Origin of the sequence: Sphingobium quisquiliarum P25, from assembly GCF_000445065.1 — a bacterium.
GTDB lineage: Bacteria > Pseudomonadota > Alphaproteobacteria > Sphingomonadales > Sphingomonadaceae > Sphingobium > Sphingobium quisquiliarum.
In genome coordinates this window covers 19,850-44,907 of sequence record NZ_ATHO01000162.1, presented here as the reverse complement: position 1 = coordinate 44,907, position 25,058 = coordinate 19,850, and the positions used below count along the sequence as shown (strand labels likewise).

At 60.5% G+C, this 25,058-nt stretch carries 25 protein-coding genes and 2 pseudogenes; 10 read left to right on the top strand and 17 right to left on the bottom strand.

Annotated features, from left to right (window positions below):
* Window positions 1-112: 112 nt before the first annotated feature.
* From L288_RS40075 to L288_RS40065, 4 genes are all read left to right on the top strand, one after another.
* Window positions 113-1,645, top strand: coding sequence for an FAD-binding oxidoreductase (locus tag L288_RS40075; RefSeq protein WP_021239819.1), 1,533 nt, complete (start codon window positions 113-115; stop codon window positions 1,643-1,645).
* 70 nt (window positions 1,646-1,715) lie between these two features.
* Window positions 1,716-2,117, top strand: a complete 402-nt coding sequence (locus tag L288_RS42195) for a c-type cytochrome (RefSeq protein WP_021239818.1) — start codon at window positions 1,716-1,718, stop codon at window positions 2,115-2,117.
* Window positions 2,114-2,653, top strand: a complete 540-nt coding sequence (locus tag L288_RS40070; RefSeq protein WP_021239817.1) for a hypothetical protein — start codon at window positions 2,114-2,116, stop codon at window positions 2,651-2,653. The genes L288_RS42195 and L288_RS40070 overlap by 4 nt, the downstream gene beginning before the upstream one ends.
* Window positions 2,654-2,737: 84 nt before the next feature.
* Entirely contained in the window at window positions 2,738-3,517 is a 780-nt protein-coding gene (locus tag L288_RS40065) for an SDR family NAD(P)-dependent oxidoreductase (protein WP_236613076.1), read from the top strand.
* Window positions 3,518-3,535: 18 nt separating this feature from the next.
* Here L288_RS40065 and L288_RS40060 read toward each other — a convergent pair whose 3' ends face one another.
* Window positions 3,536-4,057, bottom strand: a complete 522-nt coding sequence (locus L288_RS40060; RefSeq protein ID WP_051209768.1) for a winged helix-turn-helix transcriptional regulator — start codon at window positions 4,055-4,057, stop codon at window positions 3,536-3,538.
* 306 nt (window positions 4,058-4,363) lie between these two features.
* On the opposite strand from L288_RS40060, the gene L288_RS40055 reads away from it, so the two are divergent.
* Both L288_RS40055 and L288_RS40050 read left to right on the top strand, forming a co-directional pair.
* Entirely contained in the window at window positions 4,364-5,923 is a 1,560-nt protein-coding gene (locus tag L288_RS40055; protein ID WP_031304915.1) for a phytoene desaturase family protein, read from the top strand.
* A 60-nt stretch (window positions 5,924-5,983) separates the two neighbouring features.
* On the top strand, window positions 5,984-6,238 hold the full coding sequence (locus L288_RS40050; protein ID WP_021239813.1) for a hypothetical protein: 255 nt from the start codon (window positions 5,984-5,986) through the stop codon (window positions 6,236-6,238).
* A 264-nt stretch (window positions 6,239-6,502) separates the two neighbouring features.
* Here the strand turns inward: L288_RS40050 and L288_RS43760 are convergent.
* From L288_RS43760 to L288_RS40045, 3 genes and pseudogenes are all read right to left on the bottom strand, one after another.
* Window positions 6,503-6,653 (bottom strand): annotated as a pseudogene (locus tag L288_RS43760) (transposase); the annotation flags it as partial.
* A 133-nt stretch (window positions 6,654-6,786) separates the two neighbouring features.
* Entirely contained in the window at window positions 6,787-7,005 is a 219-nt protein-coding gene (locus tag L288_RS44040) for an IS3 family transposase (protein WP_236613079.1), read from the bottom strand.
* Window positions 6,982-7,842, bottom strand: a pseudogene (locus tag L288_RS40045) (IS110 family RNA-guided transposase); the annotation flags it as partial. The gene L288_RS44040 and the pseudogene L288_RS40045, both read right to left, overlap by 24 nt.
* Between L288_RS40045 and L288_RS44170 the strand changes: the two are divergent.
* A complete protein-coding gene (locus L288_RS44170; protein ID WP_269077992.1) occupies window positions 7,769-8,122 on the top strand; it encodes an integrase core domain-containing protein in 354 nt (117 codons plus the stop codon). The pseudogene L288_RS40045 and the gene L288_RS44170 overlap by 74 nt on opposite strands.
* A gap of 187 nt (window positions 8,123-8,309) precedes the next feature.
* Here L288_RS44170 and L288_RS42190 read toward each other — a convergent pair whose 3' ends face one another.
* From L288_RS42190 to L288_RS40000, 9 genes are read right to left on the bottom strand one after another with little or no spacing between them, the layout of a single operon-like run.
* A complete protein-coding gene (locus L288_RS42190) occupies window positions 8,310-8,702 on the bottom strand; it encodes a VOC family protein (RefSeq protein ID WP_051209763.1) in 393 nt (130 codons plus the stop codon).
* Window positions 8,703-8,745: 43 nt separating this feature from the next.
* Window positions 8,746-9,597 carry an SDR family NAD(P)-dependent oxidoreductase gene (locus L288_RS40035; RefSeq protein WP_021239809.1) on the bottom strand — a complete coding sequence of 284 codons (852 nt, stop codon included), beginning with the start codon at window positions 9,595-9,597 and terminating at the stop codon, window positions 8,746-8,748.
* Between the two features lie 29 nt (window positions 9,598-9,626).
* A complete protein-coding gene (locus L288_RS40030; RefSeq protein WP_021239808.1) occupies window positions 9,627-10,523 on the bottom strand; it encodes an SDR family NAD(P)-dependent oxidoreductase in 897 nt (298 codons plus the stop codon).
* A gap of 36 nt (window positions 10,524-10,559) precedes the next feature.
* Window positions 10,560-10,799, bottom strand: a complete 240-nt coding sequence (locus L288_RS40025; RefSeq protein WP_021239807.1) for a biotin/lipoyl-containing protein — start codon at window positions 10,797-10,799, stop codon at window positions 10,560-10,562.
* 18 nt (window positions 10,800-10,817) lie between these two features.
* Window positions 10,818-11,792, bottom strand: a complete 975-nt coding sequence (locus L288_RS40020; RefSeq protein ID WP_021239806.1) for an alpha-ketoacid dehydrogenase subunit beta — start codon at window positions 11,790-11,792, stop codon at window positions 10,818-10,820.
* A gap of 11 nt (window positions 11,793-11,803) precedes the next feature.
* Entirely contained in the window at window positions 11,804-12,784 is a 981-nt protein-coding gene (locus L288_RS40015) for a thiamine pyrophosphate-dependent dehydrogenase E1 component subunit alpha (protein ID WP_021239805.1), read from the bottom strand.
* Between the two features lie 40 nt (window positions 12,785-12,824).
* The gene (locus L288_RS40010) at window positions 12,825-13,883 is read right to left on the bottom strand and encodes a hypothetical protein (protein WP_021239804.1); all 1,059 of its coding nucleotides are present in this window, start codon (window positions 13,881-13,883) and stop codon (window positions 12,825-12,827) included.
* Between the two features lie 35 nt (window positions 13,884-13,918).
* The gene (locus L288_RS40005; RefSeq protein ID WP_021239803.1) at window positions 13,919-14,338 is read right to left on the bottom strand and encodes a VOC family protein; all 420 of its coding nucleotides are present in this window, start codon (window positions 14,336-14,338) and stop codon (window positions 13,919-13,921) included.
* 36 nt (window positions 14,339-14,374) lie between these two features.
* On the bottom strand, window positions 14,375-16,357 hold the full coding sequence (locus tag L288_RS40000) for a flavin-containing monooxygenase (RefSeq protein ID WP_021239802.1): 1,983 nt from the start codon (window positions 16,355-16,357) through the stop codon (window positions 14,375-14,377).
* Window positions 16,358-16,481: 124 nt separating this feature from the next.
* Here L288_RS40000 and L288_RS42185 point away from each other — a divergent pair, with 124 nt between their 5' ends.
* Both L288_RS42185 and L288_RS39990 read left to right on the top strand, forming a co-directional pair.
* Entirely contained in the window at window positions 16,482-17,099 is a 618-nt protein-coding gene (locus tag L288_RS42185) for a TetR/AcrR family transcriptional regulator (RefSeq protein WP_021239801.1), read from the top strand.
* A 232-nt stretch (window positions 17,100-17,331) separates the two neighbouring features.
* Window positions 17,332-18,486: a zinc-binding dehydrogenase gene (locus tag L288_RS39990; RefSeq protein ID WP_021239800.1), complete on the top strand. Its 1,155-nt coding sequence runs from the start codon at window positions 17,332-17,334 to the stop codon at window positions 18,484-18,486.
* Between the two features lie 466 nt (window positions 18,487-18,952).
* On the opposite strand, the gene L288_RS43280 is transcribed toward L288_RS39990, so the two are convergent.
* Both L288_RS43280 and L288_RS39985 read right to left on the bottom strand, forming a co-directional pair.
* Complete coding sequence (locus L288_RS43280; RefSeq protein WP_021239799.1) at window positions 18,953-19,102, bottom strand: SDR family NAD(P)-dependent oxidoreductase; 150 nt, start codon at window positions 19,100-19,102, stop codon at window positions 18,953-18,955.
* A gap of 179 nt (window positions 19,103-19,281) precedes the next feature.
* A complete protein-coding gene (locus L288_RS39985; RefSeq protein ID WP_021239798.1) occupies window positions 19,282-20,979 on the bottom strand; it encodes a 3-ketosteroid-delta-1-dehydrogenase in 1,698 nt (565 codons plus the stop codon).
* A gap of 98 nt (window positions 20,980-21,077) precedes the next feature.
* Here L288_RS39985 and L288_RS39980 point away from each other — a divergent pair, with 98 nt between their 5' ends.
* On the top strand, window positions 21,078-21,533 hold the full coding sequence (locus L288_RS39980) for a MarR family winged helix-turn-helix transcriptional regulator (RefSeq protein ID WP_021239797.1): 456 nt from the start codon (window positions 21,078-21,080) through the stop codon (window positions 21,531-21,533).
* Window positions 21,534-21,869: 336 nt separating this feature from the next.
* On the opposite strand, the gene L288_RS0122340 is transcribed toward L288_RS39980, so the two are convergent.
* Complete coding sequence (locus tag L288_RS0122340) at window positions 21,870-22,490, bottom strand: alpha/beta hydrolase (RefSeq protein ID WP_161625682.1); 621 nt, start codon at window positions 22,488-22,490, stop codon at window positions 21,870-21,872.
* Window positions 22,491-22,600: 110 nt separating this feature from the next.
* Window positions 22,601-24,871 (bottom strand): TonB-dependent siderophore receptor, encoded by a 2,271-nt coding sequence (locus L288_RS39975; RefSeq protein WP_021239795.1) that lies wholly within the window; start codon window positions 24,869-24,871, stop codon window positions 22,601-22,603.
* Window positions 24,872-25,058 lie beyond the last annotated feature (187 nt).

The window sequence follows — 25,058 nt, the reverse complement described above, 5'->3', positions numbered from 1 at the left end:
TGTCATTCTGGTGAATGGTGAATAGGAAAACTGCTTGAGCCGAGAAAAAAACAGCGCACGGGGCGAATTAGCTTCGTGAAGGAGATGAGATGACGAAGAGGTCGGCAGGCATATGATTAGCGAGGCTGTCCTTCCCAAGGGACTGGATCATGCATCGTTCACACGGGCGGTGGCGGAATATCGCGCGATCGTCGGTGAGGAGCATGTCATCGTTGATCTGGAACGGCTTGTTCCCTATACCAAGATCATGATCCCTGAAGATGAGGGGCTTCACCAGGCGAGCGGCGCAATTGCCCCGGACGGTGTTGAGCAAATCCGTCAGATCTTAGCTGTTTCGACCAAATATAAGATACCGCTCTGGACAGTCTCTACAGGGCGTAATTTCGGCTATGGCTCCGCAGGGCCCGCCACGCCGGGGCAAATGATCCTGGACCTTCGGAGGATGAACCGGATAATTTCGGTCGACCCGGAGCTTTGCACCATATTGGTGGAGCCTGGAGTCACTTACAGGCAACTTCAGGATCACCTCGACGCCAATAATTATGACATGTGGCTGAACTTCCCTTCGCCGGGCCCCATCGTCGGGCCGGTCGGCAATACGTTGGACCGGGGCGTCGGCTATAATCGCTATGGCGAGAATATGAGCCATTTCTGCGGTATGGAGGTCATGCTGGCTGATGGCTCGCTGATCCAAACCGGCATGGGTGGCGTACCGGGCAGCAAGGCGTGGCAATGCTATCGCTGGGGTTTTGGCCCATGGATCGACGGCCTGTTCACCCAGTCGAACCTGGGTATCGTCACAAAGATGGGCTTCTGGCTGATGCCCAAGCCTCCGGCGTTCCGCCCGATCGGCATAGGTCTTCCGACGCCCCAAGCAGCCGGGAAGGCGCTGGACATAATGCGCCGTCTCCGGATGAACATGGTCATCGAGAATATGGTGCTGGGCGAGACCACATATCCGATCGCCATGAAGGTGAAGCGCAGCGACATATATCAGGGTGAGGGCGCGATCCCACTGCACGTGCTGGAGGAGGTGCGCAAGAAGCTGGGTGTGCCGCGCTTTTCCGCGGCGCTGACATTATATGGCACTTCCGAGCAACTGGACGTGAATGAGAAGATCATTCGCGATGCTTTCGCCGGATTGGGTGAAGTCAATGTTTTCGACCCGAAGGGGGCGCTTGAGCATGTGTTCAGGAATCAGATCGGTCTTCCGAACCTGGACGAGTTCGGCGTCTATAATTTCCGCGGGGGAGGCGGGTCTGCCTGGTTCGCGCTTGTGTTGCCACTTTCCGGCGCGGAATTCGTGAAGAGCATGGATATCTGCCGTCCGATTTTCGAAGAATTCGGCTTTGACTATATGGGCGGGTTGATGGTCGGGCCTCTGGCTCGCCACGCCGAGCATGTGATGGACCTGCTGTTTGACCGGAGCGATCCGGAGGAGATGAAGCGCGCCTACGCATGTTTCGACAAGCTGCTATCGGTTAATGTCGCCGCCGGCTACGCGCCATATCGGGTCAATACGGCCTTCATGAACAAGACGGCAGAGGCCTATGGGCCAGCGCAACGGGATTTGAACCGGCGCCTTAAAAATGCACTCGATCCCCACGGCATTCTCGCGCCTGGGAAGTCTGGCATTTTCAATTAGGCCAGCGCCGCCGGAAGGCCGGTGCGCCGTCACGGCATGTTCGGCGGATGCGTGATAGGGATGGACTGACATGAACATATCCTTTGGCGCCAGAGCGATCCTCTTCCTGTCGATGGGGTTTGGCCTGGGCATGATTGTCACTGGATGCGAAGCAGCTCCCGTGACGAAAAGCCCGGTCGGGCCGGTCAAGCTGGGTAAGATGCCGAACCAGGCTTATTCTGCCGGGCACTGGCGTGACGGAGCGCAGATCTACGAAAAGATCTGCAGCGCCTGCCATACGCAAGGCGTGGGACCCGAATTGCGGGGCCGGAAGCTCCCACCCGAAGCTGTGGTAACGATCGTCCGGTCAGGAATGGGAGCGATGCCTGCCTTCCGGGAAACGGACTTCGACAATGGCGAGTTGGAGAATCTCGCCAAATGGCTTGAGAAGACGGCAGTGCCCGCAGGAACTCCAGTAGGAAATGCGCCATGAAGATGTCGCGGAGAGGGCTGATCGCGGGGATGGCGGTGCTTGGCTTGTCACCCGTAGCGGCCAAGGAGCTTGGACCCCCCCTCGATCAGCCAGGCGAGACGGACCGGATCGAGATCATCGCTCTGGGAAGCAGGGATTTCACCGGGCCCCTGCTTGAAGGAGCAAAGGCCTATTTTCGGACGCAGGGCAGGCGCAAGGTCAGTTATCATGCGAAAGAGTCCGTGATCGATGCCCCTGATCTGACCCTGCCGGGGCAAACAGGGGATGCTCGAACGGTTCTCTTGCTCGGTTCGGATGCCGATCTCCTGTTTGCGACCGAGATGGTGCGGGACGCAGGCGGTTCCATCCTAACCATGGCGAATCAGAGCGGGTTCTCATCAGCCGGTGTGAAGCCTGGAAGGCTGCAACTGGCGGGCATGCAACTTGCAGATCTTGCCGCTGGTATGGTCGGAGCTCGGCCAAATAATGATTTCCCGGCCGGGCCGGCCTTCATGATTGCGCGCTTGTCGCCGTATCGCTCCGCCACCTTCGGATGAGCAGCGGGCGGCGGCAAGCAGCGTGATTTTCACGATTGGAGCAGGTACGTGAGCGCTTTTGATCTCGACGGCAACGTAGCGATCGTGACGGGCGGCGCAGGGGGCATTGGCGGTGCGACCGCCCGCCTCCTCCTTGAGCGCGGCGCGCAGATCGTTATCGCCGATATTGCGGAGGAGAAGGCGCAGGCACTGGCGCGTGAACTGGACAGCGAAGGATCGCAGGTAGCCGCACTGAGGTTTGACTTATCCGATGAAGCCTCCATCCAGTCAATGATCGCAGCGGCAGTGCAGCGGTTCGGGCGGATCGATATCCTCGTGAACAACGCCGCTCTGCTCTCAGGAGAAATCCAGCAAGTCGACCGCGACGTGGAGACAATGCCGACATGGGCGTGGGACGCTGTCTATACCGCTAATTGCCGCGGAACGATGATCATGACGCGCGAGGCGATACCACATCTATGCAAGACGCGCGGCGTGATCGTCAATGTCGTCTCAAGCCTGGCGTTTCAGGGTCATTTCATGCAGCTTGCCTATACGACATCGAAGGCAGCGCTGATCCAGCTGACTCGCTCGGTCGCGGCATCCCATTCACGTCGTGGCGTGCGGTGCAATGCCGTCGCACCTGGCATGACCCTGACGCCAATCGTGGAGGCGCATTTTCCGCTGGACATGCGCAAGGTTCTGGAAGACGAAACGCTGCGCGATCAACTCGGGCGGCCGGAAGAGATTGCCGAAGTGATCTGTTTCCTTGCATCGGACGCGGCGCGTAACATCACGGGTGAAATCGTCGCGGCCGACAGTGGCTTTACTAGCCATTTCCCGGCGATGAGCAGGCTTGCCGCCGTTGTGGGCGCTCCGGGATGATTTCGTTTGGAGGGACGGCTACTCATCCTCCGATTCATCGAAAGCCTGAATGGCTGAGCGAACGTCATCTTCCTTATCAAGGCACCAGAGAACTATGTCTCTGATGATTTTGACTAGTTCATGCCCAAGCGGCGTGAGGTCATAATCGGTCCGCGGCGGGACGGTATCCCAGGCGGTTCGGCGTACAAAGCCGAGCCTCTCGTACGAACGAAGTTTCGCTGTCAGGACGCGCTGCGAAATGGAATTGGAATTGCCGATATGGGACAGGAGACTAACGACTTTTTGAAGTTCTGACGGCCGGAATGTTCCGGCAGCGAGCACTGTCAACATCAACGCCGACCATCTGTCACCGACAAGTTGAATGATTTCCACCGGAAGGGATTGCGGGCCTAGCCCATGTTCGGCGACAAAGCGGAGCGTGGTATCGAGGGTTGCGGTACGCTCGGGATTGCCGTGAACCAACGTTGCTCGCAATTCTTCGAGCAGAGCTTCCCCGGCCAAGCCGCCGGAATGGTATCGTGGCAACCCTGCCTCAGACACTTGCTACGCTCCTCCCCAATCAGCGGTCTCGGAGCCGGACACGATAGGGTCTTCGGGAAGGTACAGCCCAATCGTAATTCTGGATTAATAGTATCGCCTCGCGTGATACTCGCCCAAATTGCGCGCTGGCCAGTGCGAACCTACCGCCTTTTGACGCTGCCTGAGTGGCGAAGCCTATGTTACTTGTAAGTGCCGTATTTGTCCCGGTGCTTCTCCATCATATCACCATCCGCATCGGTTGATGACCGCCTTGGTCACAAGGGGCGATGGAGAGAGAGCGTGGCAGAAGTTTACGATATCGTCGTCATGGGTTCGGGCCAGAATACTCTGGGTACTGCCGCCTACATGGCGAAAGCCGGAAAGAAGGTCGCTGTCCTCGAACAGCATGATTTTATTGGAGGAGGCGCGGTAACGATCGAACGCGGCATGCCTGGGTTCAAGCATGACCTGCATTCCGTTCTGCATTACTTGGTCCAGCCCAACCCATTGCTCGCGAACGACGAGTTGGGATTGCTGTCGAAGTTCGGACTTCAATATATCTATCCCGACGCTGTACAGACGACCGTGCTTTCGGATTTCAGCACTTTTGAATTGCATAGCGATCTGGACAAGACATGCGAATCCATCGCCAAATATTCCCAGAAGGATGCGGAAGCCTATCGTGAGCTAGCGGAATTTGGTCGCCGCGTTCTGCCGATGCTGCTCGCCGGCATGTACACGGTGCCCATTCCGCTTTCCGCGACGCTCGGCCTGCTGGGCAATAGCGAGGATGGCCGCCGCTTGATCGACATGATGTTCCGCAGCCCATTGCAGATCGTCGAACAGCTTTTTGAGAGCGATCACATCAAAATCCATATCATCCGGGCGATCACCGAGCATACGCTGGGCTTCCCCGACGATATGGGAACGGGCTTGTCTGTGTTGCTGTTGACGGTGCTTCTGCATGTCTACCGCTATGGCCTCGCCGTAGGTGGGAGCGGCGCCTTGCCCGCAGCTCTGGCGCGCTGTATCGAGCATCATGGCGGCGTTATCATCAAGAACGTTACCGTGGAGAAGGTGCTGACCCGCAACGGCCGCGCGACCGGACTGCTGACCACCGATGGTGAGGAATATGCCGCCAAGGACGCGGTGATCGCCTCGATTCATCCGAAGAAGCTTTCCCATTTCGTCGATGGTGTGCCGGAAACCGTGCTGGGGCGCGCGCGGCGCACCGAACAGAGCCCCTACAGACTCTTCAAGATCGATGGTGGCCTGAAGGAACCACTGCGCAAGAACGTGCCGGATCATGTGCCGCAGGACGGGATCATCGAGTGGATTCTGACTGATAATTTCCGCGATTTCATCAAATGGTTCGATCCGCTGCGACACGGCGAAATCGACTTCGATCGTCCGCTGATCGGCGGCGGCGACATGCAGATTCCCGGCCGCGTGCCGGAGGGCAATGCGTTGCTCTACCTCACCCAATATGTTCCCTACAATCTGGCTAATGGCGGCCCGCAGAAATGGGACAGCATCAAGGAACGTGTGGCCGACAATATCATGGAGAAGCTCACCTATTTCATGCCGAACCTGACGCAAGACAATCTGCTGTTCCGAAAGGCGGATAGTCCGCTCGACATGGAACGGCATTCAGGCAACAGCATGGTGGAAGGCGATCCGTGTGGATTAGGTTTCCAGCTGTTTCAGTTCGGCGGCAACCGCCCTACGCCCGAATTGTCAAACTATGCCGTGCCCAATGTCGAGCGGCTCTATCTGAGCGGACCATTCATGCATCCCGGCGCGGGCGTGTTCGGCGTCGGCCGCCCTGTCGCAATCAAGATGTGCGATGACCTTGGTATCGACTTTGACAAGCTGGTGGCGAACTGACACCGAGGGGTGTCACGCTCAAATGATATAGAGGTCGACCAAAAGCCGTTGAGATGCCGGATGAAGCCGACCCTGATAGGGATAAAGATCGTGAAATTGCTTGACAGTAACCAAGCTGAACTCATGGCAGTTAACAAGTTGGAGCGGGATGGGCAGGATCTGCTGATCAAGGGGAAGATCTATGGCTCCATGCCGATGACTGCGCGGCTAACACCGGATGAGGCCAGAAGCATGCTTAAGCTTCTAGATTGGCGCACGACCGCCTTCCTGGTCAGCTTGCTATTCCGTAAGTCTAAGGCGAAAAAGGAGGCTTGACGTTCCTGCCCCATGAGGAACGGTTAGAATCGGCGCCAGCCGGTGCTTCTATATGGATATTGGCAGAGCTGTCCGCAAGGCGTCCGGCTGTTTACTCGTGCGCAAATGGGAGGGGCAGCCGGGCGCATCCCTATGTTCGATGATGATGATGGCCAATGCAGACGTCATTGCATCTGGTTTGGTCCTGGGGACGACCCAACAGAGATCATCTGATCCGTGTCAACAGCCCTGTCTTCGCAAAATCAAGCCGAGGCATCCGCAATAGAGAACGGGGCTGTAGCTCGGCAGGAGCAGTAGCTTGGCGTCTACTGCCCTGGATGGTCCTGCGGACGGCTTGGCCTTTGTGATCGCCCAGATTATCCATGATGACAATTTCGCCGGGAGACAGGGTGGGAACGAGGAACTGCTTAACATAAGGCTGCCCCGTGCTCGCGCTGCGACCGATCGTGTCGTCACCGAACCTGAGTGCGCGGCGTGTGCATTTTCGACCATTGCAGCCCTTCGAACAAGGTGGACTCGTAACGGTTTTGCGCCGGTCACCTATCTCATTATGCTACCTTGGCCTCAAAGGCGAGTGGGCTGATGCCGCCCAGATATGAATGGCGCCGCCGTGAGTTGTAGAAGCCATTCTGAAAGATGGCGGCCTCTGCTTGCCGCCGGGTTGGCCAGCTCTGCCGCCAGATCATTTCCGCCTTCAGGGATTTGAAGAATGTCTCGACGGCGGAGTTGTCGTAACAATTGCCTTTGCCGCTCAACCGCAAAGCCACAGCCCGGGCGCCATGCACCAACTGTCGGCGCAAATAATGGTTCGCGCGCCGACCGACGCCGCCGAGGCGGAATTTGCCGCCGGTGGAATACTGTCGTGGAACGAGACCGATCCAGGCCGCCATCTCGCGCCCTGTTCGGAACTGATGTGGGTCGCCTATGCTGGCGACGAGCGCGGTCGCAACGATCGGGCCAACACCAAGGAGTGTCATCAGGCGACGACAGGTCTCATTGTCCCGGCAAATATCGCCGAGCCTCTTGTCGACTCTCTCAATCCGTCCTTCCACCATCTCCAGCTCCTCAAGAAGCCCTTCGAAAGTCTCGTGCGCCATCGCCGAAAGCCTGGCCTTGCCGAGTCCGACGCGTACCCGTGATAGAAGGAGCGCCGCGCCCTTTGGGAAGACCAGCCCATACTCGCCGAACAAGCCACGAAGATGATTGCTCAGGCTGGTACGCTGAGCGACCAAGCGATCCCGTACTCGATGTAACGACTGCAAATCCTGTTGATCTTCCGTCTTCACGGGGACGAACCGCATCGTCGGACGCGACGCGGCGTCGAAGATGGCTTCTGCATCTACAGCGTCATTCTTAGATCCGCGAACGAATGGTTTGACGAAATGTGGGTTGATCAATCGGATCTCTCGGCCTTCGGCGAGGAACAACCGGCCCCAGTAATGCGCTGTTGCGCAGGCCTCCATTGCGACGATCTCCGGATCGAACTTCCCGACCAGCACCAGCAGTCCCTGCCGGCCGACACGCCGCGATATGACCTCGCCGTCCGCGTTAATCCCATGCACATGGAATGACTGCTTCGCCAGATCGATAGCCAGCATTTGCATCACACTTCCTCCTGCTCACAAGCCGTCTCATGAGACGACGAGAAGCGGGAGGCGTCCATCCCATAATGTCTTGGCCGAAACCATCAACGGCCTTTACAAGGCCGAGGTGATCCACCGACGAGGACCGTGGCGTTCATTCGAGGCGGCGGAATATGCCACGCTGGAATGGGTCGATTGGTTCAACCACCAGCGGCTGCTGGAGCCAATTGGTAACATCCCTCCGGCGGAAGCCGAGGCGCAATATTACGCCATGCTGGACGAAACACCCCTGGATGCGTAACTCAAACCAAATGGTCTCCGGCAATGCCGGGGCGGTTCAGTCGCCTCCTGCGATTTCCATGCGGGCGCATCGCCCGGGTGAGACGGGCGTCGATGTGCTCCAGATGCTCGTCATCCATGATTCCGCGCCCGCATCGGAGGAGACGACCATAGGTTCTACAGCTTGAGGTTTCTCACCGATCAGCTCGTCAACCAGCCAGCATCTGCATGAGTTCGAGCGTGTGGCCTTCGGGGTCGGCAACATATGCCAACTTCATGTTATGATCTGGCACCGGAATAACATCTGTCAGCCTGCGTCCGCCATGCGCCTCGACCCTTGACAAAGTAGCCTCCAGGTCATCGACCATCAGAGCAACGATCGCCTCCCCAGGTTGGGGAGTCGGCTGATTGGGATATTGCACAAGCGCAAACTGTGGCGGGGCGTCTGGAAGGGCAAAAATCAGTTCATGGATCTCATGCAGATCCTCACCTTCATCGACGCGGGCTGTGACGACAAAGCCAAGCGCTCGGGTATAGAACTGCTCCAAGCCTTCGAGGTCGGCAACCTTGAACTTGGCGAGCGCAAAAGCAATCGCGGTCATATTCATTCTCCTTTGCTTGTTGTGCTTTGACCGTTCCCGGCCGTTAACTAACCAGAGCCTTCGCCTGCTCAGCGAGAACGGGATTGGCTAGTGTTCTAAGATATTGAGCCCGGGCGCATGCCATTTGCACGGTTGTTTCAGGGTGCGTGGATACCCAGAATTCGCCGGATGCAATGCCATCCAGAATGACTTCACCCGCTTCTACCGGGCTCAACCCCATTTGTGAGAGCATGCTCATCATCATCCCGCGCTGCCGTTCGACGAATTCGCACTGGCGGTCGGCGGGCGCGTCCTCGAAGATGCGTGTCGCTACCTGAGCAGGTAGTACGGCCGACACGTGGATCGGCGCTCCTTTAAGCTGCATTTCAAGATAGAGGCACTCGGTAAAGCTCAGCACCGCGTGCTTACTCATCATGTAGGGAGCCTGAGTGGGCATCATGCCCAACGCGCCAATGGATGCCACGTTGGAAATATAGCCCGGCTTTCCACTTTCGAGCATGCGACGCGCGAAGATCCGCGAACCATGGACGACACCGCGCACGTTGATCGACAGCAGCTTGTCCCAAGTAGCGTCATCAATTTCCCAGCTGAAACCAATGGTTTCAATGCCGGCATTGTTCACGAGCAGCCGCACCTCGCCAAAATGGTCATAGGCGGCATCCGCCAGCCGTTCGAGCGCGGCGACATCGGTGACGTTCGTCACGACCGGCAACGCGGTCGCGCCGCCGGCTTCGATCTCCGCTGCCAGCTTGGCGATACGATCATCCGCGACGTCAGCCAGTACAACGTTCATGCCGCGCGCGGCAGCCACACGGGCTATGCCTTCGCCGATGCCGCTGCCTGCGCCAGTGATGACGGCCGTGCCGCCCTTGAGGTCCTCTGCCTTGTCTCTCATCCTAACCTCCTTGTCGTTGCTGCCGAGCTTCACTCTCCCGACGGACTGATTTCCGGGTTCGACCAGGCAGGCGGTTCGGTCCGCGGCAAGATGTCCTTGCCGTCCAGGCTGCGCACATCGATATGGTAGTGCCAGGGGAAATGCATTGAATGGGCGATCAGGCCGGTCCGCTCATTCGCCGGCAGATGCGACATGGCGAGGACTGTTTCCGCCAGATAGGCCACGTCCTCGGTCGGATATTCGCCCGGGATATAATCATCGGCGCCCGGCGTCCGGATCGCCGTCGACGGACCGACGGCGTTGACCGCGATATTGCTGGCGAGCAGTTCCGCAGCCAAGCCCTGGGTGAAGCGGTTTACGGCAGCCTTTGCTGCAGAATAGACCGTATCGCCGCTGACAGCCAGATAGTCGGGAAAGGGACGCCTGACAGGAAGTGCCTGTGCCGAAGTGATGTTTACGATCCAGCCCGCACCGGCAGCTCGCATCTGCGGGATAGCCGCCTTGGTCAGGGCAAAGGGCGCCCGGACATAATGATCGAAGGTCCGGTCGAACACGTCCATCGGCATGTCGGCGACGGGTGCGAAGTCGCAAAAGCCGGCATTGTTCACAAGTATATCGAGCCTGCCGACCTCGGCGACGGCTCGATCTACCAAACTTTCACGTTCGTCAGCATTCTCAAGATCGCAACCAACCGGAATGGCGCGGCCGCCCGCATCCTCGATCAGCTTGACGGTTTCGGCCAGTGTACCGGGCACGACCTTGTGCGCGCCAACCCGCGTTTCCCCGGCTTCCTTGTCCAGTGACCGGGCCGTGACGACGACAGTGGCCCCTGCCGCTGCCAACCGTTGCGCTATCGCGCGGCCAATGCCGCGACTGCTGCCGGTGACGAGCGCCGCCTTACCCGAAATATTGGGTCCCGTTATCATGTATCGGCTCTCCTGGGGCACGCCTGCCCGCCGCTGTCAGTTCGTCTCTATGGTTGCGATATGAGTGCGGACTTCCGCTTCCTCGCCTTCGGGAAGCAGGATTTCAATCAGAGTGCCGGAAGCAGGAGCCTCCATTTCCTGTGTGGATTTGGAAGTTTCGATCTCGACCAGCATTTCACCGGCCTTGATCTTGTCACCCACGGATTTGAGCCATTTGATGATCGTACCTTCATTCATTCCCGTGCCCCATTTGGGCATCACGACCTTCACGCGCATATATGGTTTCTCCGGATATTACATCAGTTCGCGCGCTGCGGCGGCGATCCTTTCGGGATTGGGATAGAGCGGCGCTTCCATCGGCGGGCTGAACGGAATCGGCACATCGGGCGTGACGACGCGTTTCACAGGTTTCTTGAGCATATCGAAACCGTCCTCCACGATGATGGCGGCGATTTCTGCAGCCGCGCCCATCGTGCGGTGCGCAGGATCGACAATGACCACGCGTCCGGTCTTGGCGAGCGTGGCCAGGATTGCCTCATTGTCGAGCGGCAACAGCGTACGCAGATCGATGACGTCGGCGCTGACGCCGTCCTTGGCTAGATCATCCGCCGCCTTGAGGGCATGACGCAGACTTCCTGACACCGAGATGATCGATACGTCCGACCCTTCACGATGCGTTCTGGCTTTGCCAATCGGGACCACGAAATTCGTATCAAGGGGCACATCACCCTTTTTGCCCCAAAGGTCGTTGTCCTCAAACACGATCACGGGATCATCGTCACGGATCGCAGCCTTGAGCAGCCCCTTGGCATCCTCCGGAGTCGCGGGGCAAACGACCTTCAAGCCCGGAATGTTCATGAACATCGGATAAGGCCGGTCGCTGTGCTGCGCCGCATTGGCCTGGCTATGCCACATCGACGCGCGATAGGTGACTGGCACCTTGAACTGCCCGCCAGTCATATAGCGCAAACGTGCTGCCTGGTTGATGATCGGATCGGCGGCCAGATAGATGAAATTGGCAATCGTCAAATCCACGATAGGACGCAGGCCTGTGATGGCGGCCCCGACAGCCATGCCGGCAAAGCCGCATTCGGAAATGGGCGCACTGCGAATGCGGCTGGCATCGGTGTTGCCATAGGCCCCCCCAGCCGCATAGAGGGCGATGTCCTCGCCGATGATGATCGTGTCGTCCCGGCCTTCCAACTCCTCGCGCTGCGCCAAGCCCAGTGCGTCGAGATAGGTCATCCGCTTGGTATTGTTGTCGTTCATGCTGTCTGTCCTCAACGGCGGATAGGAATGGGATTGGCGTGGACCAACTCGAATGCTTCCTCCGGATCGGGAAAGGCGCTGTCCTTGGCGAAGGCCACGGCGTCCTCGACCAGCCTTGAGGCTTCGCCTTCGATTTCCAAGAGCGCGCCTACGGTCATTCCGCTCGTGAGGAGCGAGGTACGGAACAGCGTCACCGGATCGCGTTCATTCTTGTAATGGCTGATCTCTTCGGCAGGGCGATAATTGCCGTTGATGAACAGGCCGACGCAATGCTCATCGAACCGGTAGGTCTTAGCCTCGATCAGCGTCGGGCCTTCGCCGCTGCGGGCGCGACCCACGGCCGCCTCGGTCGCCTTGTAGACAGCCTCGAAATCCTGGCCATCGACAATGACGCCGGGCACGCCGTAGCCTTCACCGCGCCTAGCGACATCAGGCTGGCCATGGCTGTTGCGCGCGGGCGTCACCGCCGCATAACCGTTATTTTCGCAGAAGAAGATGATCGGCAGCTTCCAAACTGCTGCCATGTTCAGACATTCGGCCAATACACCCTCATTGGAAGCGCCATCGCCGAAGAAGGTCAACGCTACCTGACCCGTACGCCTGACCTGCGCGGTCAGCGCTGCTCCAGTAGCGATTGGAATGCCGCCGCCGACAATGGCGGATTCGCCGATACTGCCGACCGATGTGTCGGTGAAGTGCATTGACCCGCCACGTCCTTTGCAGACGCCGGTAACCTTGCCCAGAATTTCGGCCATCAAGGGCTTGAGTTCCGCACCCTTGCCAATCGGATGGCCATGCGATCGATGTGTACCGGAAATATAATCATCCCGCTTAAGCGCCATACAGGCGCCCACGATCGCGGCTTCCTGGCCGATGCTGGTATGGACTGCCCCGGGCACTTCGCCCTCGGTTACCAGGCGCGTGACAGCCTGTTCGAAACCGCGGATCTTCAGCATCCGCAGATAGGCTTCGGATTGAAGATCATTCTTCATTAAACTCTCCTGATGATCTGCTGGCATAAACGCAGCCGCCTCAGGCGGCTTCGTCCATGGCGTCCGCGGGTATATTGGCGGGACCACCAATGTCGTAAACGCGAGCGAGCAGGCCGACGAAGCTGTTGTCGTGGAGCGGATCGGTCGGCACTTCGAACGGCACGCCGCGCTTCTTCATGTCGTCGATGAGCATGTTGATCGCGATGTCCGCATTGATGTCATCGCGGTGATCATAGGTCAGCTTGAAATCGTCCATATCCTTGAACAGGCGCGCACCCCAATGAACGAGGAAGCGCATTTCCCTTTCAGGCACCTTCTGGCTGACCTTGCCGAAGGTTTCGATCTGCCAACCGGCCGGATCTTCCGGATCCGCGCCGAAGGTGGAGCTGATGTCCATGCCCTGCGGCTTGCGCAACGCGGCCGGACCAGTTGCCTGGCCATGGTGGAACATCATTTCATTTTCCACGACAACGGCCTTGCCCCACATCGGCGCACTGATCTGGAGCGGATCGCAGCTCGGCCCATCGGGCCAGCAGTTGAAGCCGCCGCCGATATTGCCCTGGTAATACCAGGCGATGACCTGGGCCTTCTTCGAGCGCCAGCGGTGGAACAGGCACGACTTGGCCATGGTCAGCAGCAGCCAGAGCGGCGTGTTCTCCATCGTCATGCCGCGGAATACCATGCCGTCCAGGTGCGGTGGGCCACCGATAGGGGTCGGGCCCTGGATGTTGAACAGGAAGGTCTCGGGCTCGGCATATTGGCAGTTCCAATAGCTGCGCGCGAGTTCGAGGAAGCGCGCATTATAGTAGCAGTCTTCGATTTCCGGGTAGAAGCAGGTGCCACCGCGTGCCAGATAGCCGCGGAAGACCGGATTGAGGCCGATCATGTCCCAGGTGAGTTTGACACCCTCCGGAATAGTGCCGGACGTGGTGGCGATCACTTCCTCGGGCGTCTTGAAATTCTCGGCCATGATAAGCGGCCAAGGGCCGTTGTCGCGCACGACCTTGAGCAGCCGCGCATGCTGGTCGTTGCTATAGGCATCGTCGATCAGTCGCGGCGGTGCGACGGGGCGGAAATTTTCGGCAAGGTGGCGAAGCATGGGGAATCCTCCGGGAAACGAGGTTAAGGCGAACGTCAGGAAAGCATCTGGATCACTTCATTCACATGTCCCTCAGGATCGAGAATGAAGGCAACGCGGATGCCGAATTCGGGCATTTCGCGAATGGGCTCGGCTACGCTGCCCCCGGCGGCCAGAGCCCGTTCGACGGTGGCCTCCAGATCCTGCGACATGAACCCCTGGACGGACTCACCGGTCGCAGGGCCCGTTGAATCCAGATATTTGATCAGCGTCAACGACGGCCCGCCCGGATAGGCAGGGCGGTAGGTGATCTCGTCGATCTTCCGGCCAAGCATCTCGTCTTGGTGCCGGTTGTTGGGAACGACGCCCAAAACCTCCTCATAGAATTTTGCCATGGCGTCGAGGTCGTGCACGAACGTCTTGCCGAAGATATAGGACATGCCGTAGTTGGATGCGGGCGCATGTTGTTCAGCCATTATATTCCCTTTCTTTACCTGTTTCGCCGGTCCCGATCAGATCGTCAGCATTTCCATGCCGCTCTGCCGGGCAGGAGCGTCGCCATCCTTGCGGGTGACCTTGAAATCTTCTGCACGCGGCGAGCGCAGATCATGCCAGATGCGTGAATTGTGCCGCGGAATGGCAAGGATCACCTTCTTCTGCCCATCGGCGCCCTTGTCGCGATAATAGCCATGGGCGCTGCCGCACTGGACCCACGCCGTCTTCTGCAGATTGGCGTCCACATCCTCTATGAAGGCCTGTGTCGCCTCGGGTGTGACATCGAAGGAGGACAGATGCTCGTCCACCATCCACTGCAGGAGCTCGATGATGTAATGGACCTGCTGCTCGCTCACCACGGCATGGTTGGCGACGAGATAGCTGTAGGGCGCGCCCATGAAAACGAAGTTGGGAAAGCCGGTAATCAGCATGCCTTCATAGGAGAAGGGATGCGGATCGAAGGCATCCTTGAGCGTCTTCCCTCCGGTGCCACGAATGTCGAACTGGCGTCCGAAATGCAGATTGTAGCCGGTCGAGAGCAGCAGCACGTCACATTCGATCCGGGTGCCGTCAGACAGGATAACGGCATTCTCGTCCGCTTCGGCCAATTCCCCGCGCACGATCGAGACGTTGGGCTTCTTGAGCGTGTCGTAGAAACCGCAATCGAGGATCGGCCGCTTGGCGAAGACCGGAAAGTTGGGCGTCAGCAGCTCGACCATCTCTGGTTTGTCGGGGAAATGGCTCTTGAGATAGCCTTCGCACATCATCCGCATGCCGTCATTGATCGGACCGAAGCCGCCAGTCTTCGCGGCATATTCCTCGTCCTTCATGATCATGCCGTGCATGTCCGACATGGCGCTTTCCAGCGCCTGCAGCCGCTTCCAGTTCACGATGAAGGGAATTTCCTCCATCGCATGAATCTCCAATTGATCGACCGGAGCATGCGCCTGCGGATTGGGGATGATATGTTCTGGCTGGCGCTGGATGATCACCAGTTCACCAACCTTGTCGGCAATAGCGGTCGCGACCTGCACGCCCGAGCAACCGGTGCCGACCAGCACCACCTTCTTGCCTTGCAGTTCCACCGAATGATCCCAGGCCGCCGAATGGACCACCGGCCCCTTGAAGACGTCGAGATTCTTGACCTTCGGATAGTTGGGATTGTTGTTCGGACCCACCGCCATGATGAGGACGTTGCACTCATGCGTCTCGGGCCTTCCGTTCCGTACCGCCTTGACGGTCCAGATCCTGTGCGCCTCGTCCCACTCGGCGCCCTCGACCCAGGTGCCGAAACGAATGCGGCCGCGCAGATTATATTTGTCGGTGACACGGTCGAGATAGGAGAGGAACTCAGGCCCGCGCGGATAATACTGGGTCCAGGACGCATTGGGCTCGAAGGAGTAGGAATAGACCCGGCTCGGCGTGTCGACCGCAGCGCCCGGATAGGTGTTGGTCAGCCAGTTGCCGCCCACCTGATCCAGCGCTTCCAGCACCGTGAAGTCGAACCCGGCCTGCTGGAGCTTTACCGCGGCATTGATGCCCATCATGCCCGCGCCGACGACCAGCACCTTGAAATCGGGCGGCGGTATGTCCGCTGCATCGCGCACGCGCGTGTCGGTGGTGAAGCCGGCATGCTGAAATGCGACGTCGAGCGACATTTCAGGTAGGTCCCGGCCAAGAAGCAGGCGGCTCATCCGCTTGAACATCGGCCGGTCTATCTGGGGCATCACCGGGGTCTTGCCCGCCTTCACCGCCGTGCGCAGCGCCTCCCGGATTTCACCGGCCACGGCCGGGTCCACTGGCTCCTGCGCCCCATGTTCGTTGATATCTACAAACGCCTCGACAACCCGGACCTGCTTGCCGTCCAGATCCTTCCAGTAGCGGCTCAACAGCGTCCGATCGCCCGTGATCTGGATGAGCGCCATCAGGGCCATGACCGGATCCAACGAGTCGATGGCAGCGTCGATCCTGGATGACGTGTCCTGCGTACGTGCGTGCATCCTGTCTCTCCTTAATGTCTGGTTTTCCGTTGAGGACTCGATGGAACGCAATTACACTTTGGTGTGTAATTGGTCAACGGGCAACAGCTCTTGCTATTGTCGCGCCGGTGCGCAAACGAGGCGAATGATGGATCAAATACAGGTGAAGAGGCGGGCAGGCAGGCCCACGCCCGAGGAGGCCGAGCAGAAACGCCAGAACCTCATCCTCGTCGCGCTACAGGAGTTCGCGCGCGCAGGATATCGCGCCGCCTCGCTCCGCGACATCGCCGAAAAGGCACAGATTTCGAGCCGGACCCTGTACAATCACTACCCTGACAAGCTCGCGCTTTTTGAAGCGTGCCTGGAATATTCCGGCCGTCAGATCCGGCCCGACGTTCCGTACCTTGAAGGGGATCTTCACACACGCTTTGTGACCTACGCCGTGGAAATGCAGCGGCAGCTCTTCGCTCCCACGAGCCTGCAGATCGCGCGCCTGATATATCGCGAGTGTAGCGATTTCGACGCACTACGGCAGATTGCCCGGCTCCAGTTCGAACGTCATCAGCTGATGCCGGTCGTGGACATATTGGCGAACGAAGGCATGGCTTCAGACAAATGCCATGACTATGCGACGCAATTTGTAGTCATGGCTTTTGGCGAATGGCAACGCCGCCTTCTGTTCGGCGGTGAGCCGATGACAGAGGAAGAAATGACCACGCACGCCGAACTCGTCACAACGATATTTCTAAACGGTATTTTCTGATTCTCGTTTTTGGGGCTATCTGGATCTTGGATCTTGTCCGTGGCCCCAAGGGCGCTGCCTATGCCCGGCCGAAACATGCTTTTCAGGCTTCAGAGGCACTTTGCGGCGGAGGTGTGCGCCGAGCCCTTCACCTGTAGCGGCTTCGCCGGTCGATCGGGCAGCGTTCCGGAGATCGCGGCATGACAGAGACGAACCGGGCTATTAACAGGCCGGCAAATGGCAGGAGATTATCATGCAGGACATCATTACCCATATAGAGGCTCCATCGCGCCACCGCGCCTGGTTCGTCGACCGCCCGATGCGCGGTGTTCCTGAACCCGATGATTTCCGGCTGACCGAGGAAGAAACACCGGAACCGGCGGAAGGTCAAATCCTCGTCCGCACCATCTACATCAGCATTGCGCCGGGCGTCCGTCCCCTGCTGCCTTACGCCAGCGACCGGCCGGACGTCGCAGGTAACTCCTCCACTGGCCGCAAGGATGCGTCGGGGGATCATGTCCCCAATCCCATGCAGATCCGCGTGGGCGAGCGCATGCGGTCCGGGATCGTGCCGGCCATGTCCGCCTATTCCGGTGGCACGGTAGGACAGGTCGTGGAGTCACGCGCGCAGGGCTTCGCGCCGGGCGACTATGTCTTCGGTGGGCTGCTTTGGCAGGAATATGAAGTGCTCGATACCCGTGCCGTCCTGAAACTCGATCCGGCCGACCTGCCGATCGAGGCGGACCTGACGCTGGTCGGGCGGTCATCCTTCACCGGCTGGGTGGGCTATCGCCGCTATTGCGACGCCAAACCGGGAGAAACGATCGTCGTTTCCGCGGCAGCCGGCGCGGTGGGCATGCTGGTCGTGCAGATGGCCAAGGCAGATGGCCTACGCGTCGTCGGAATTGCGAGCGGCCCTGACAAATGCCGGTTCGTTATCGAAAGCCTCGGGGCTGACGCCTGTATCGACCGAACAGCGGAGGATATTGGCGAGGCGCTGGACCGGCTGCTGCCCGAAGGCGTCGATATCTATTTCGACAATGTAGCGGGCCGGACGCAGCTTCCCGTTTTCAGCCGGTTGAAGCCGTTCGGCCGCCTGATCGTCTGCGGCATGGCCGCGGAGTATAACGGCTCCGAAAGCAGCACGCTGCCAACCGGGATGATCCTCGCCAAACGCCTCAGCATCCGGGGCTTCGTCGTGCTCGATCATGAGGACGATTTCGAGACTTTTCGCGCAGATGTCGCCCGCCTGTGGAAAGATGGCAAGCTGGTCTACGAACATCAGATCTATCGCGGCATCGAATCCGCGCCTCAGGCGCTAGCGGACTGCCTTACGGGCGCGAATGGTGGGGGGAAGATACTGGTTCGCGTCTCGCCGGATACCAGTAAGGACTGCATGCCTTTCTGACACGCAGCCGTCGACGCACAGCCGTAATACCAGTCGTTGGCGGCAATCAGAACCGCAATAGAGCAGGACCACATCGCTCTCCGCAGTCCGCCAGCTTCGTCGAACAATTTCCGGTAAAAGTCAGAGGGAAGGCCGGGAAGAGGGAACCCGGCCGGGCTTAGAGAGAGCGTCCGCTGGGGGAACCCTTTCCGCTCTCCCGGAGGCCTCACATGACCCACCTTCTGTCCGACGCGGCGCTGCGCGCCGCGCCGCTCACTGCCGCATGCCCGTTCGCTAGCAGGGTCGGCGCCCTGCTGGCGGCAGCCGCCAGCCTCCTGTCTATGCTCGAGGCGGGACGCGCCATCAATGCGGCGCAGCTCCGCACCACGATGAGCGAGGCGTTTGGCGGCAGCGATGCCGAAGGAGCCTGGGACTGGAAGACCGCCTATGACGCCTGCGAGGCGGCGGAAATCCTGTTCCTGCGCCGCTATGGTCCGGCGATCGTCGGCCGTGCCGCCTCGGAAATGTCGACGGCGATGACCCGGCCGCCTTCGCTCAGCAGCCGCGCGACCGTCGTCTGGCCGATGCCGGAGCCTGCGCCGGTGACCAGGACAGTTCGATTTTCGAAACGTTGCATGCGTCTATGTCTTTCGATGTGCGTCCGCGCCGCCCGTCGGGTGAGCGAGACGCGGAAGAATGTCTTGCTGGCGAGTCCGTCAGGCGCCCGGACAGGCGATCCAGGACAGCAGCGCGGCCTTGAAGAAGTCGTTCGCGGAACGTGGGCGGCTTTTGAAGCGCATCGGGGCCACGGGCGCGTCAGGCCGCGTCGCCGGCCATGTGCCGGGCGGCGATATAGCCGAAGGTCACGCCCTGGCCGATGGTGGCCCCCGCTCCGGGATAGACGCGGCCGAAGGCGTTCCCGGCCGTGTTGCCGATGGCGTAGAGGCCGGGAATGGGGGAACCGTCGGGCCGCAAAGCCTGGGCGTTCTCGTTCACCGCGAGGCCGCCGCAGGTGCCCAGGTCGGATAGCACCAGCTTGACGGCATGGAGCGGGCCGGACAGCGGCCGAAGATTGGGGTTCGGCGCCACGGTTGGGTCGCCGTAATAGCGGTCGTAGGCGCTTTCGCCGCGGTGGAAATCGTCGTCCTTGCCGACCGCGCACTGAGCGTTGAAACGCGCCAGGGCCGACACGAACCGGTCGGCCGGCAGCCCGGCGGCCCGGGCGAGCGCCTCGGCGCTGTCGGCCTTGAAGGCGACGCCCGCCGCGTACCAGTCCTGTGGCAAGGGCGCGCCGGGCATAACGCCGCCGGCGAACAGATAGCTGTCGCGATAGCTCTGGTCGAACACCATCCACATCTGGGTGACCGGCCGATCCTCACGCTCGAGCCTGAGCATCGTCTGACCGAAGCTCATATAGTCCATGGCCTCGTTGAGGAAACGCTCGCCGTTCTGGTCGACGATCAGACCGCCCGGCAGGGACCGTTCGGCAAGGAGAATCTTGGGATAGCCGCCGTCGGCGCTGCGCACGGCGGGGAACCACCAGGCCTCCTCCATCAAACGGATGTCCGCGCCCGCCTGCTGGCCCAGCACGATGCCGTCGCCCGTATTGCCGCGCGCGCCCAGGCTCCAGTCCTCGACCAGGGAGGGAGACTGATACCGCTGGCGCATGGTCATGTTGTGGTCGAAACCTCCGGCCGCCAGCACGACCCCGCGCCGGGCCGTCACCGTGAACCGCCTGCCGTCCTGCTCAACCACCGCGCCGGAAACGCTGTCGCCGCCCTTCACCAGTTCCACGACGCTGGTGCGTGTCCAGACCGGAATGCCGGCCCGCAGCACGCCGTCGAACAGACCCGCCGCGATGGCCTGTCCGCCGGCGACAAGCTTCTTGCCGATGGCCAGTCCCGCCACGCCCTGGATCAGCCGCTTGCCCACTACCGGCAGCGCCTTGAGTGGCCTGCGCTTGATCAGGTTCAGCCATTTATAGTCCGCGCCCGTGACCGGCATTGGCAGCGGCGTCTTCACGTCGCCGGGCCGGAAGCGCGACTTCTCCGCGCCCAGCCGGTTGAGGTCAAACGGCAGACTTTCGCAGGTGCGCCCCAGCGGGCTGCCGCCGGGGACTTCGGCGTGATAATCGGAATAGCCCTTGGCCCAGAAGAATTTCAGGCTCGTCATCCGCTCCATCATGGCGACCGCGTCCGGCCCGTGATCGAGATAGGCAGTGTAGCGCCGGCGCGGTGCCTCGTCGCCGACGAGGTTTTCGAGATATTCCTGCGCCGCCTCCCGCGAGACGTCGGCGCCCCCGTCGCGAAGTGCGTTGTTGCCAGGTATCCAGAAGGCGCCGCCCGATCGTGCGGTGGAGCCGCCCACGAGTTCGGTCTTCTCGACGACCAGCGCCGAAAGTCCCACTTCCTTGGCGGCGAGCGCGGCCGCCAGGCCCGCGCCCGAACCCATGACCAGAACGTCGACGGCGATATCCTGGGCGGAAGGACCGGGGGCGATGGTCTCGCTGGGCAAGGCTGAACTCCTGGAGGTTAATGCGATTGGTTGGTCAGCCCGTATATAATTGGTTAGGCTAAGCAAACCAAATTGAGTCGACGGCAAGAGGTCTCGACGTGAACGGAGATGATCTCATCGCAGCGATGGAACAGCAGACCTGGGCCGTGCTGGCGCAGGTGTCCCATTGCTTGTTCGCCCACGCGCTCGGCCGCGATTCCAGGTACGATCTCCCACCCACATCCTGGACCTTGCTGGAATACCTCGAGCGCTCCGGGCCCATTCGCGTGTCCGAACTCGCCGCCTATCACGGCGTGGAGATGCCGACATTGACCCCGCGCCTGAAAACCCTCGAGGCGGACGGGTTCATACTTCGGGGCAAGGACCCGGCGGACGCGCGCGCCTCTCTCATCGAGATCGCGGACAAGGCCCGCCTGGCGGTGCGACGGATGCGACAGGCGCGGGAGCGCCTCTTCGCCCAGGCGCTCTCTGGCGTCAGCGAAGCCGACCTGCGGACCGCCTGCGCCGTGCTGGAGACGCTCGGGCGCGGACTGGAGGGCTATCCGCCACGCTGAGGGGTCAGGCGAGCCTCTTAGGCCATCGAGCGCGCCGCGCTGGTGATGTGGCCGTAGCGCAGACGACGCTGATCGCCGATCAGATCGCCGTGCTCCTGGCACTGGGCAGTGGATGGCGGACATATGCTGGATCTGAGCCAGATAGAGTGCGGGCGCTTTTGCGATTGCCGCTGCTCCGGAGAGATGCGCTAAGCTCCAGCGCCGCCGCTCGGAACGACCCGCGCCGCGCAATGGCTAAAACCGCATCAAACTCGACCAAACCGTCCTGAAGCATTGTCCTACTTTTCACGATGTCACATCGCGATTTATCCCGATTATCATCGCAAAGGTCGAGCCCTAAGTTGGCGTCACCAAGAAATGGAGAGCGCGGAACAAAGCGCTTTGCCAGAACGGTGGAGATGAACGATGACCGTCAAACTGCCTAACATTATCCGGCAGCACGGTCCCGCCGCCGAACCAGAGCGAGGGGCTGATCGCGGCATAGCCGGTGAAGTGGCCGAAGCGGTGCAGCTCGTAGAGCGAGGCAAGGCCGCCGAAACTATGGCCGGCCAGCGTCTGGCGGCCCGGATCGACAGGCCAGCGGCCTTCCACCACCGGCTTAATCCGCGTCGTCAGAAATGTGAGAAACGCGTCCGCGCCCCCGGTCGGATGATGCGTGCCCGGGCCGCGGATCAAGCCGGCCGGGAGGTTGGCGCGAGGCGTATAGTCTCGTGAGCGGCGGGAAAGGGGGCCGGCATCTATCCCCACGATGATACCCGGCGACACGCCGCTGCGCTCAGGCATGCGCGCCATGCGGCGGGCGGTCGCCACCGCGACCGGGAACTGGTCGTTGCCGTCGAGCAGATACAATATGGGCCAGCCATCAGGTGGCGGCGTGCCGTCCGGCCATGCCACATAGACCTGATAAGCCTCGCCAGTTTGCGAGCGAACAGTCAGCACGGCGCTGTTCGCGATCACATAGGGCTGTTCCGCGGTCCGGATCTCTCCGGCCGTCACCGCCGAGGCGGGGACGATAGCCGGGCAGAGTGCTCCAGGCAGCACCGCCAGGAATGTCGACCAGCAGCGCATTACCAGCGGTACTGGATGCGGGCGGTGACCGTACGTCCGGAGCCATAGAAGCAGGACGATGTCCCCGAACAGGTCGCGACATAGGTCTTGTCGGTGAGATTGCGCGCGTTGATCGAGAGCGACAACCCATCGAGTGAGGGCGTCGATTTTCCGAAATCGTAACGGACGAAAAGATCGAACAGGGTGCGGCCCGGCAGTTCGATCCTGTTGGCCAGATCGCCCCAGCTCTTGCCCGTATAGCGTACACCGCCGCCGATCCCGAGACCATGGAGCGCGCCTTCGGGCAGACGATAGTCGAGAAAGGCGGAGCCCAGCCATTCGGGCGTCACGGTGAGGCGGTTGCCCAGCTCGGCCGGCGTATTGCTCTTGGTCACTTTCGACCATGCGCGGGTGATGCTGCCAACGGCGGTCAGGCCGATATCGGTCGCGGCGCGTGCTTCGAACTCCAGCCCGCGCACCCGGACCTCGCCCGTTTGAACGTTACAGACGCTCGTCCCGCAAAGCCTCCCCAAAGGATCGGGGGTAACCACGTTCTGCTGTGTGATCTGGTAGCCGCCGAGCGTGAAATAAGCGTGCGTTCCGCGCGGTTCGAAGCGAATGCCGCCTTCATATTGCTGGCCCGTTGTCGGGACGAACGGCAGCCCATCCACATTGGAGGTGGGATCGGAGACCTGCGGCTGGAAGGATTCGGAATAGCTCAGATAAGGCGCGAGCCCGTTATCGAAGAGATAGACCGCGCCGGCCTGCCAGGTGAACGCATCCGATTTCGTTGTGAAAAGCTGACCGGTGATGGTGTTTGTCTGGTCGTCGCGCGCCCAGTCCTGGCGTCCGCCGATCGTCACGCGCAGCCCGCCGATCCTGATCTGGTCCTGAAGATACAGCCCCAGCTGGTCGCTTTCGACCTCGGTATAGATCTGCGGTGTGAGGTTCGCGGCATAGTGGGAGGCGCCTCGCGGCACGGGATTATAGAAGTCAAGCAGCGGCTCGACCTGGCCGCGGGGGAGCCCCGGCAGGACGACGAGGTCGCGATAATGCTCCCAGTCGGTATAGAAATAATCGACGCCAGCCATCAGCGTATGTTCGATCGCGCCGGTGGAGAATTTGGCCTGCAGGCTGGTGTCGATGGCAATGCCGTCACTTTCACCGGCGCCCTGCACCGCGCGGCGGCCAATGGTTTGGCCCGGTATACAGCCCGCATAGGCGGCCGGATAACTCGCAACCATCCTGGCGCAGGTGGCCGCGCCCGGGGTCGAGGCGTCAAGCGTGTCGCCGGACAGCACCGTTACCCGGTAGAGCGACTTGAGATGCGTATAGCGGACGCTGTTGCGAAAGCTGATATTATCGTTGAGCTTCGCGCGGAAGAAGGACCCCACCAGTATCTGGTCGCGATCATAAGCGTTCCACTCGGGCTCGCCGAGATATTCGTCGAGGGCGATTCGCCCTCCGTTACTGGGCAGCAGCGTTCCCGTCATCGGCAGGAACTGATAGGTCGATCCTCCATCATCGCGCTGATACTGACCGAGCAGCGTCCATGAGACATCATCGTTCGGCGCCCATGTAAGCGAGGGCGAGACATAATAGCGGCTGTTGCTCGTCTTGTTGATCTGGGTCTGGCCGTCGCGGACGAGGCCGACCAGCCGCGCGGACAACGTACCGCTGGCGTTGAGCGGCCCACCCAGGTCGGCTGCGCCCTGGAACTGCCAGCGCCCAAGGTCGGTAAAGCCCGCCGCCTGAAGCATTGCCTCGCCATGGAAGTCCTGCGTGGGCCGTTTCGTCACGATGTTGATGATGCCGCCCGGCGCTGTCTGCCCATAAAGAACACTGGACGGACCTTTCAGGACCTCGACCTGCTCCATGCCAAAGGGGTCGAACTGGGTGCGGGTCCACTGTCCCCCATTTGGCAGGCGCAGGCCGTCGACGAAGTTGCTGTTGGACGAGAAGCCGCCCGCACCGAAACCGCGCACCGTGATCTCGTCGGTGCGGCTGTCGATGCCGCTCGATTCGACATTGACCCCGGCCGTGTAGGCCAGGGCATCGCTGACGGTGCTGACCGCGCGGATATCCATCTCCTCACGGTTGACGATCGAGATGGTCTGCGGCGACTCGATGATCGGGGTTTCCGCCTTTGACGCAGACACTGCCGAACTCTGCCCGGTCGCGATCACGATGATTTCGTTTCCGCGCGACCCGTCGCCCGCACCGGCCTCCTGAGCCAGAGCGGGACCGGATACGGACGCTAAAAGACAAAAACCGAACTGACGCAGCTTCATATGCCCCCCTGATGTCTGGACGGCACCCCATTAATGCGAGCGCCTCGCAATATCAATGACAAGATACGATCGAGCGCAGCTACGGCGGCGCGGCCCGAACGATATCAGCAAAACTCCGCGCTCCCGCTTCTATGGTCTTACGAGGCGTGCTTGCGCGTAGCAGCACGGATCGATATATTGGGAAGCG

What these genes read in the sequence shown, in the direction of transcription:
- L288_RS44170 (WP_269077992.1), top strand. Translation starts at nt 7,769, where the DNA reads ATGACCTCGCCGTCCGCGTTAATCCCATGCACATGGAATGACTGCTTC.
- L288_RS40025 (WP_021239807.1), bottom strand. Translation starts at nt 10,799, where the DNA reads ATGCGCGTGAAGGTCGTGATGCCCAAATGGGGCACGGGAATGAATGAA.
- L288_RS40070 (WP_021239817.1), top strand. Translation starts at nt 2,114, where the DNA reads ATGAAGATGTCGCGGAGAGGGCTGATCGCGGGGATGGCGGTGCTTGGC.
- L288_RS39975 (WP_021239795.1), bottom strand. Translation starts at nt 24,871, where the DNA reads ATGAAGCTGCGTCAGTTCGGTTTTTGTCTTTTAGCGTCCGTATCCGGT.
- L288_RS40005 (WP_021239803.1), bottom strand. Translation starts at nt 14,338, where the DNA reads ATGGCTGAACAACATGCGCCCGCATCCAACTACGGCATGTCCTATATC.
- L288_RS40050 (WP_021239813.1), top strand. Translation starts at nt 5,984, where the DNA reads ATGAAGCCGACCCTGATAGGGATAAAGATCGTGAAATTGCTTGACAGT.
- L288_RS40020 (WP_021239806.1), bottom strand. Translation starts at nt 11,792, where the DNA reads ATGAACGACAACAATACCAAGCGGATGACCTATCTCGACGCACTGGGC.
- L288_RS39990 (WP_021239800.1), top strand. Translation starts at nt 17,332, where the DNA reads ATGCAGGACATCATTACCCATATAGAGGCTCCATCGCGCCACCGCGCC.
- L288_RS40010 (WP_021239804.1), bottom strand. Translation starts at nt 13,883, where the DNA reads ATGCTTCGCCACCTTGCCGAAAATTTCCGCCCCGTCGCACCGCCGCGA.
- L288_RS42190 (WP_051209763.1), bottom strand. Translation starts at nt 8,702, where the DNA reads ATGACCGCGATTGCTTTTGCGCTCGCCAAGTTCAAGGTTGCCGACCTC.
- L288_RS43280 (WP_021239799.1), bottom strand. Translation starts at nt 19,102, where the DNA reads ATGCAACGTTTCGAAAATCGAACTGTCCTGGTCACCGGCGCAGGCTCC.
- L288_RS40035 (WP_021239809.1), bottom strand. Translation starts at nt 9,597, where the DNA reads ATGAGAGACAAGGCAGAGGACCTCAAGGGCGGCACGGCCGTCATCACT.
- L288_RS42195 (WP_021239818.1), top strand. Translation starts at nt 1,716, where the DNA reads ATGAACATATCCTTTGGCGCCAGAGCGATCCTCTTCCTGTCGATGGGG.
- L288_RS42185 (WP_021239801.1), top strand. Translation starts at nt 16,482, where the DNA reads ATGATGGATCAAATACAGGTGAAGAGGCGGGCAGGCAGGCCCACGCCC.
- L288_RS40055 (WP_031304915.1), top strand. Translation starts at nt 4,364, where the DNA reads ATGGGTTCGGGCCAGAATACTCTGGGTACTGCCGCCTACATGGCGAAA.
- L288_RS40015 (WP_021239805.1), bottom strand. Translation starts at nt 12,784, where the DNA reads ATGAAGAATGATCTTCAATCCGAAGCCTATCTGCGGATGCTGAAGATC.
- L288_RS40075 (WP_021239819.1), top strand. Translation starts at nt 113, where the DNA reads ATGATTAGCGAGGCTGTCCTTCCCAAGGGACTGGATCATGCATCGTTC.
- L288_RS40030 (WP_021239808.1), bottom strand. Translation starts at nt 10,523, where the DNA reads ATGATAACGGGACCCAATATTTCGGGTAAGGCGGCGCTCGTCACCGGC.
- L288_RS40000 (WP_021239802.1), bottom strand. Translation starts at nt 16,357, where the DNA reads ATGCACGCACGTACGCAGGACACGTCATCCAGGATCGACGCTGCCATC.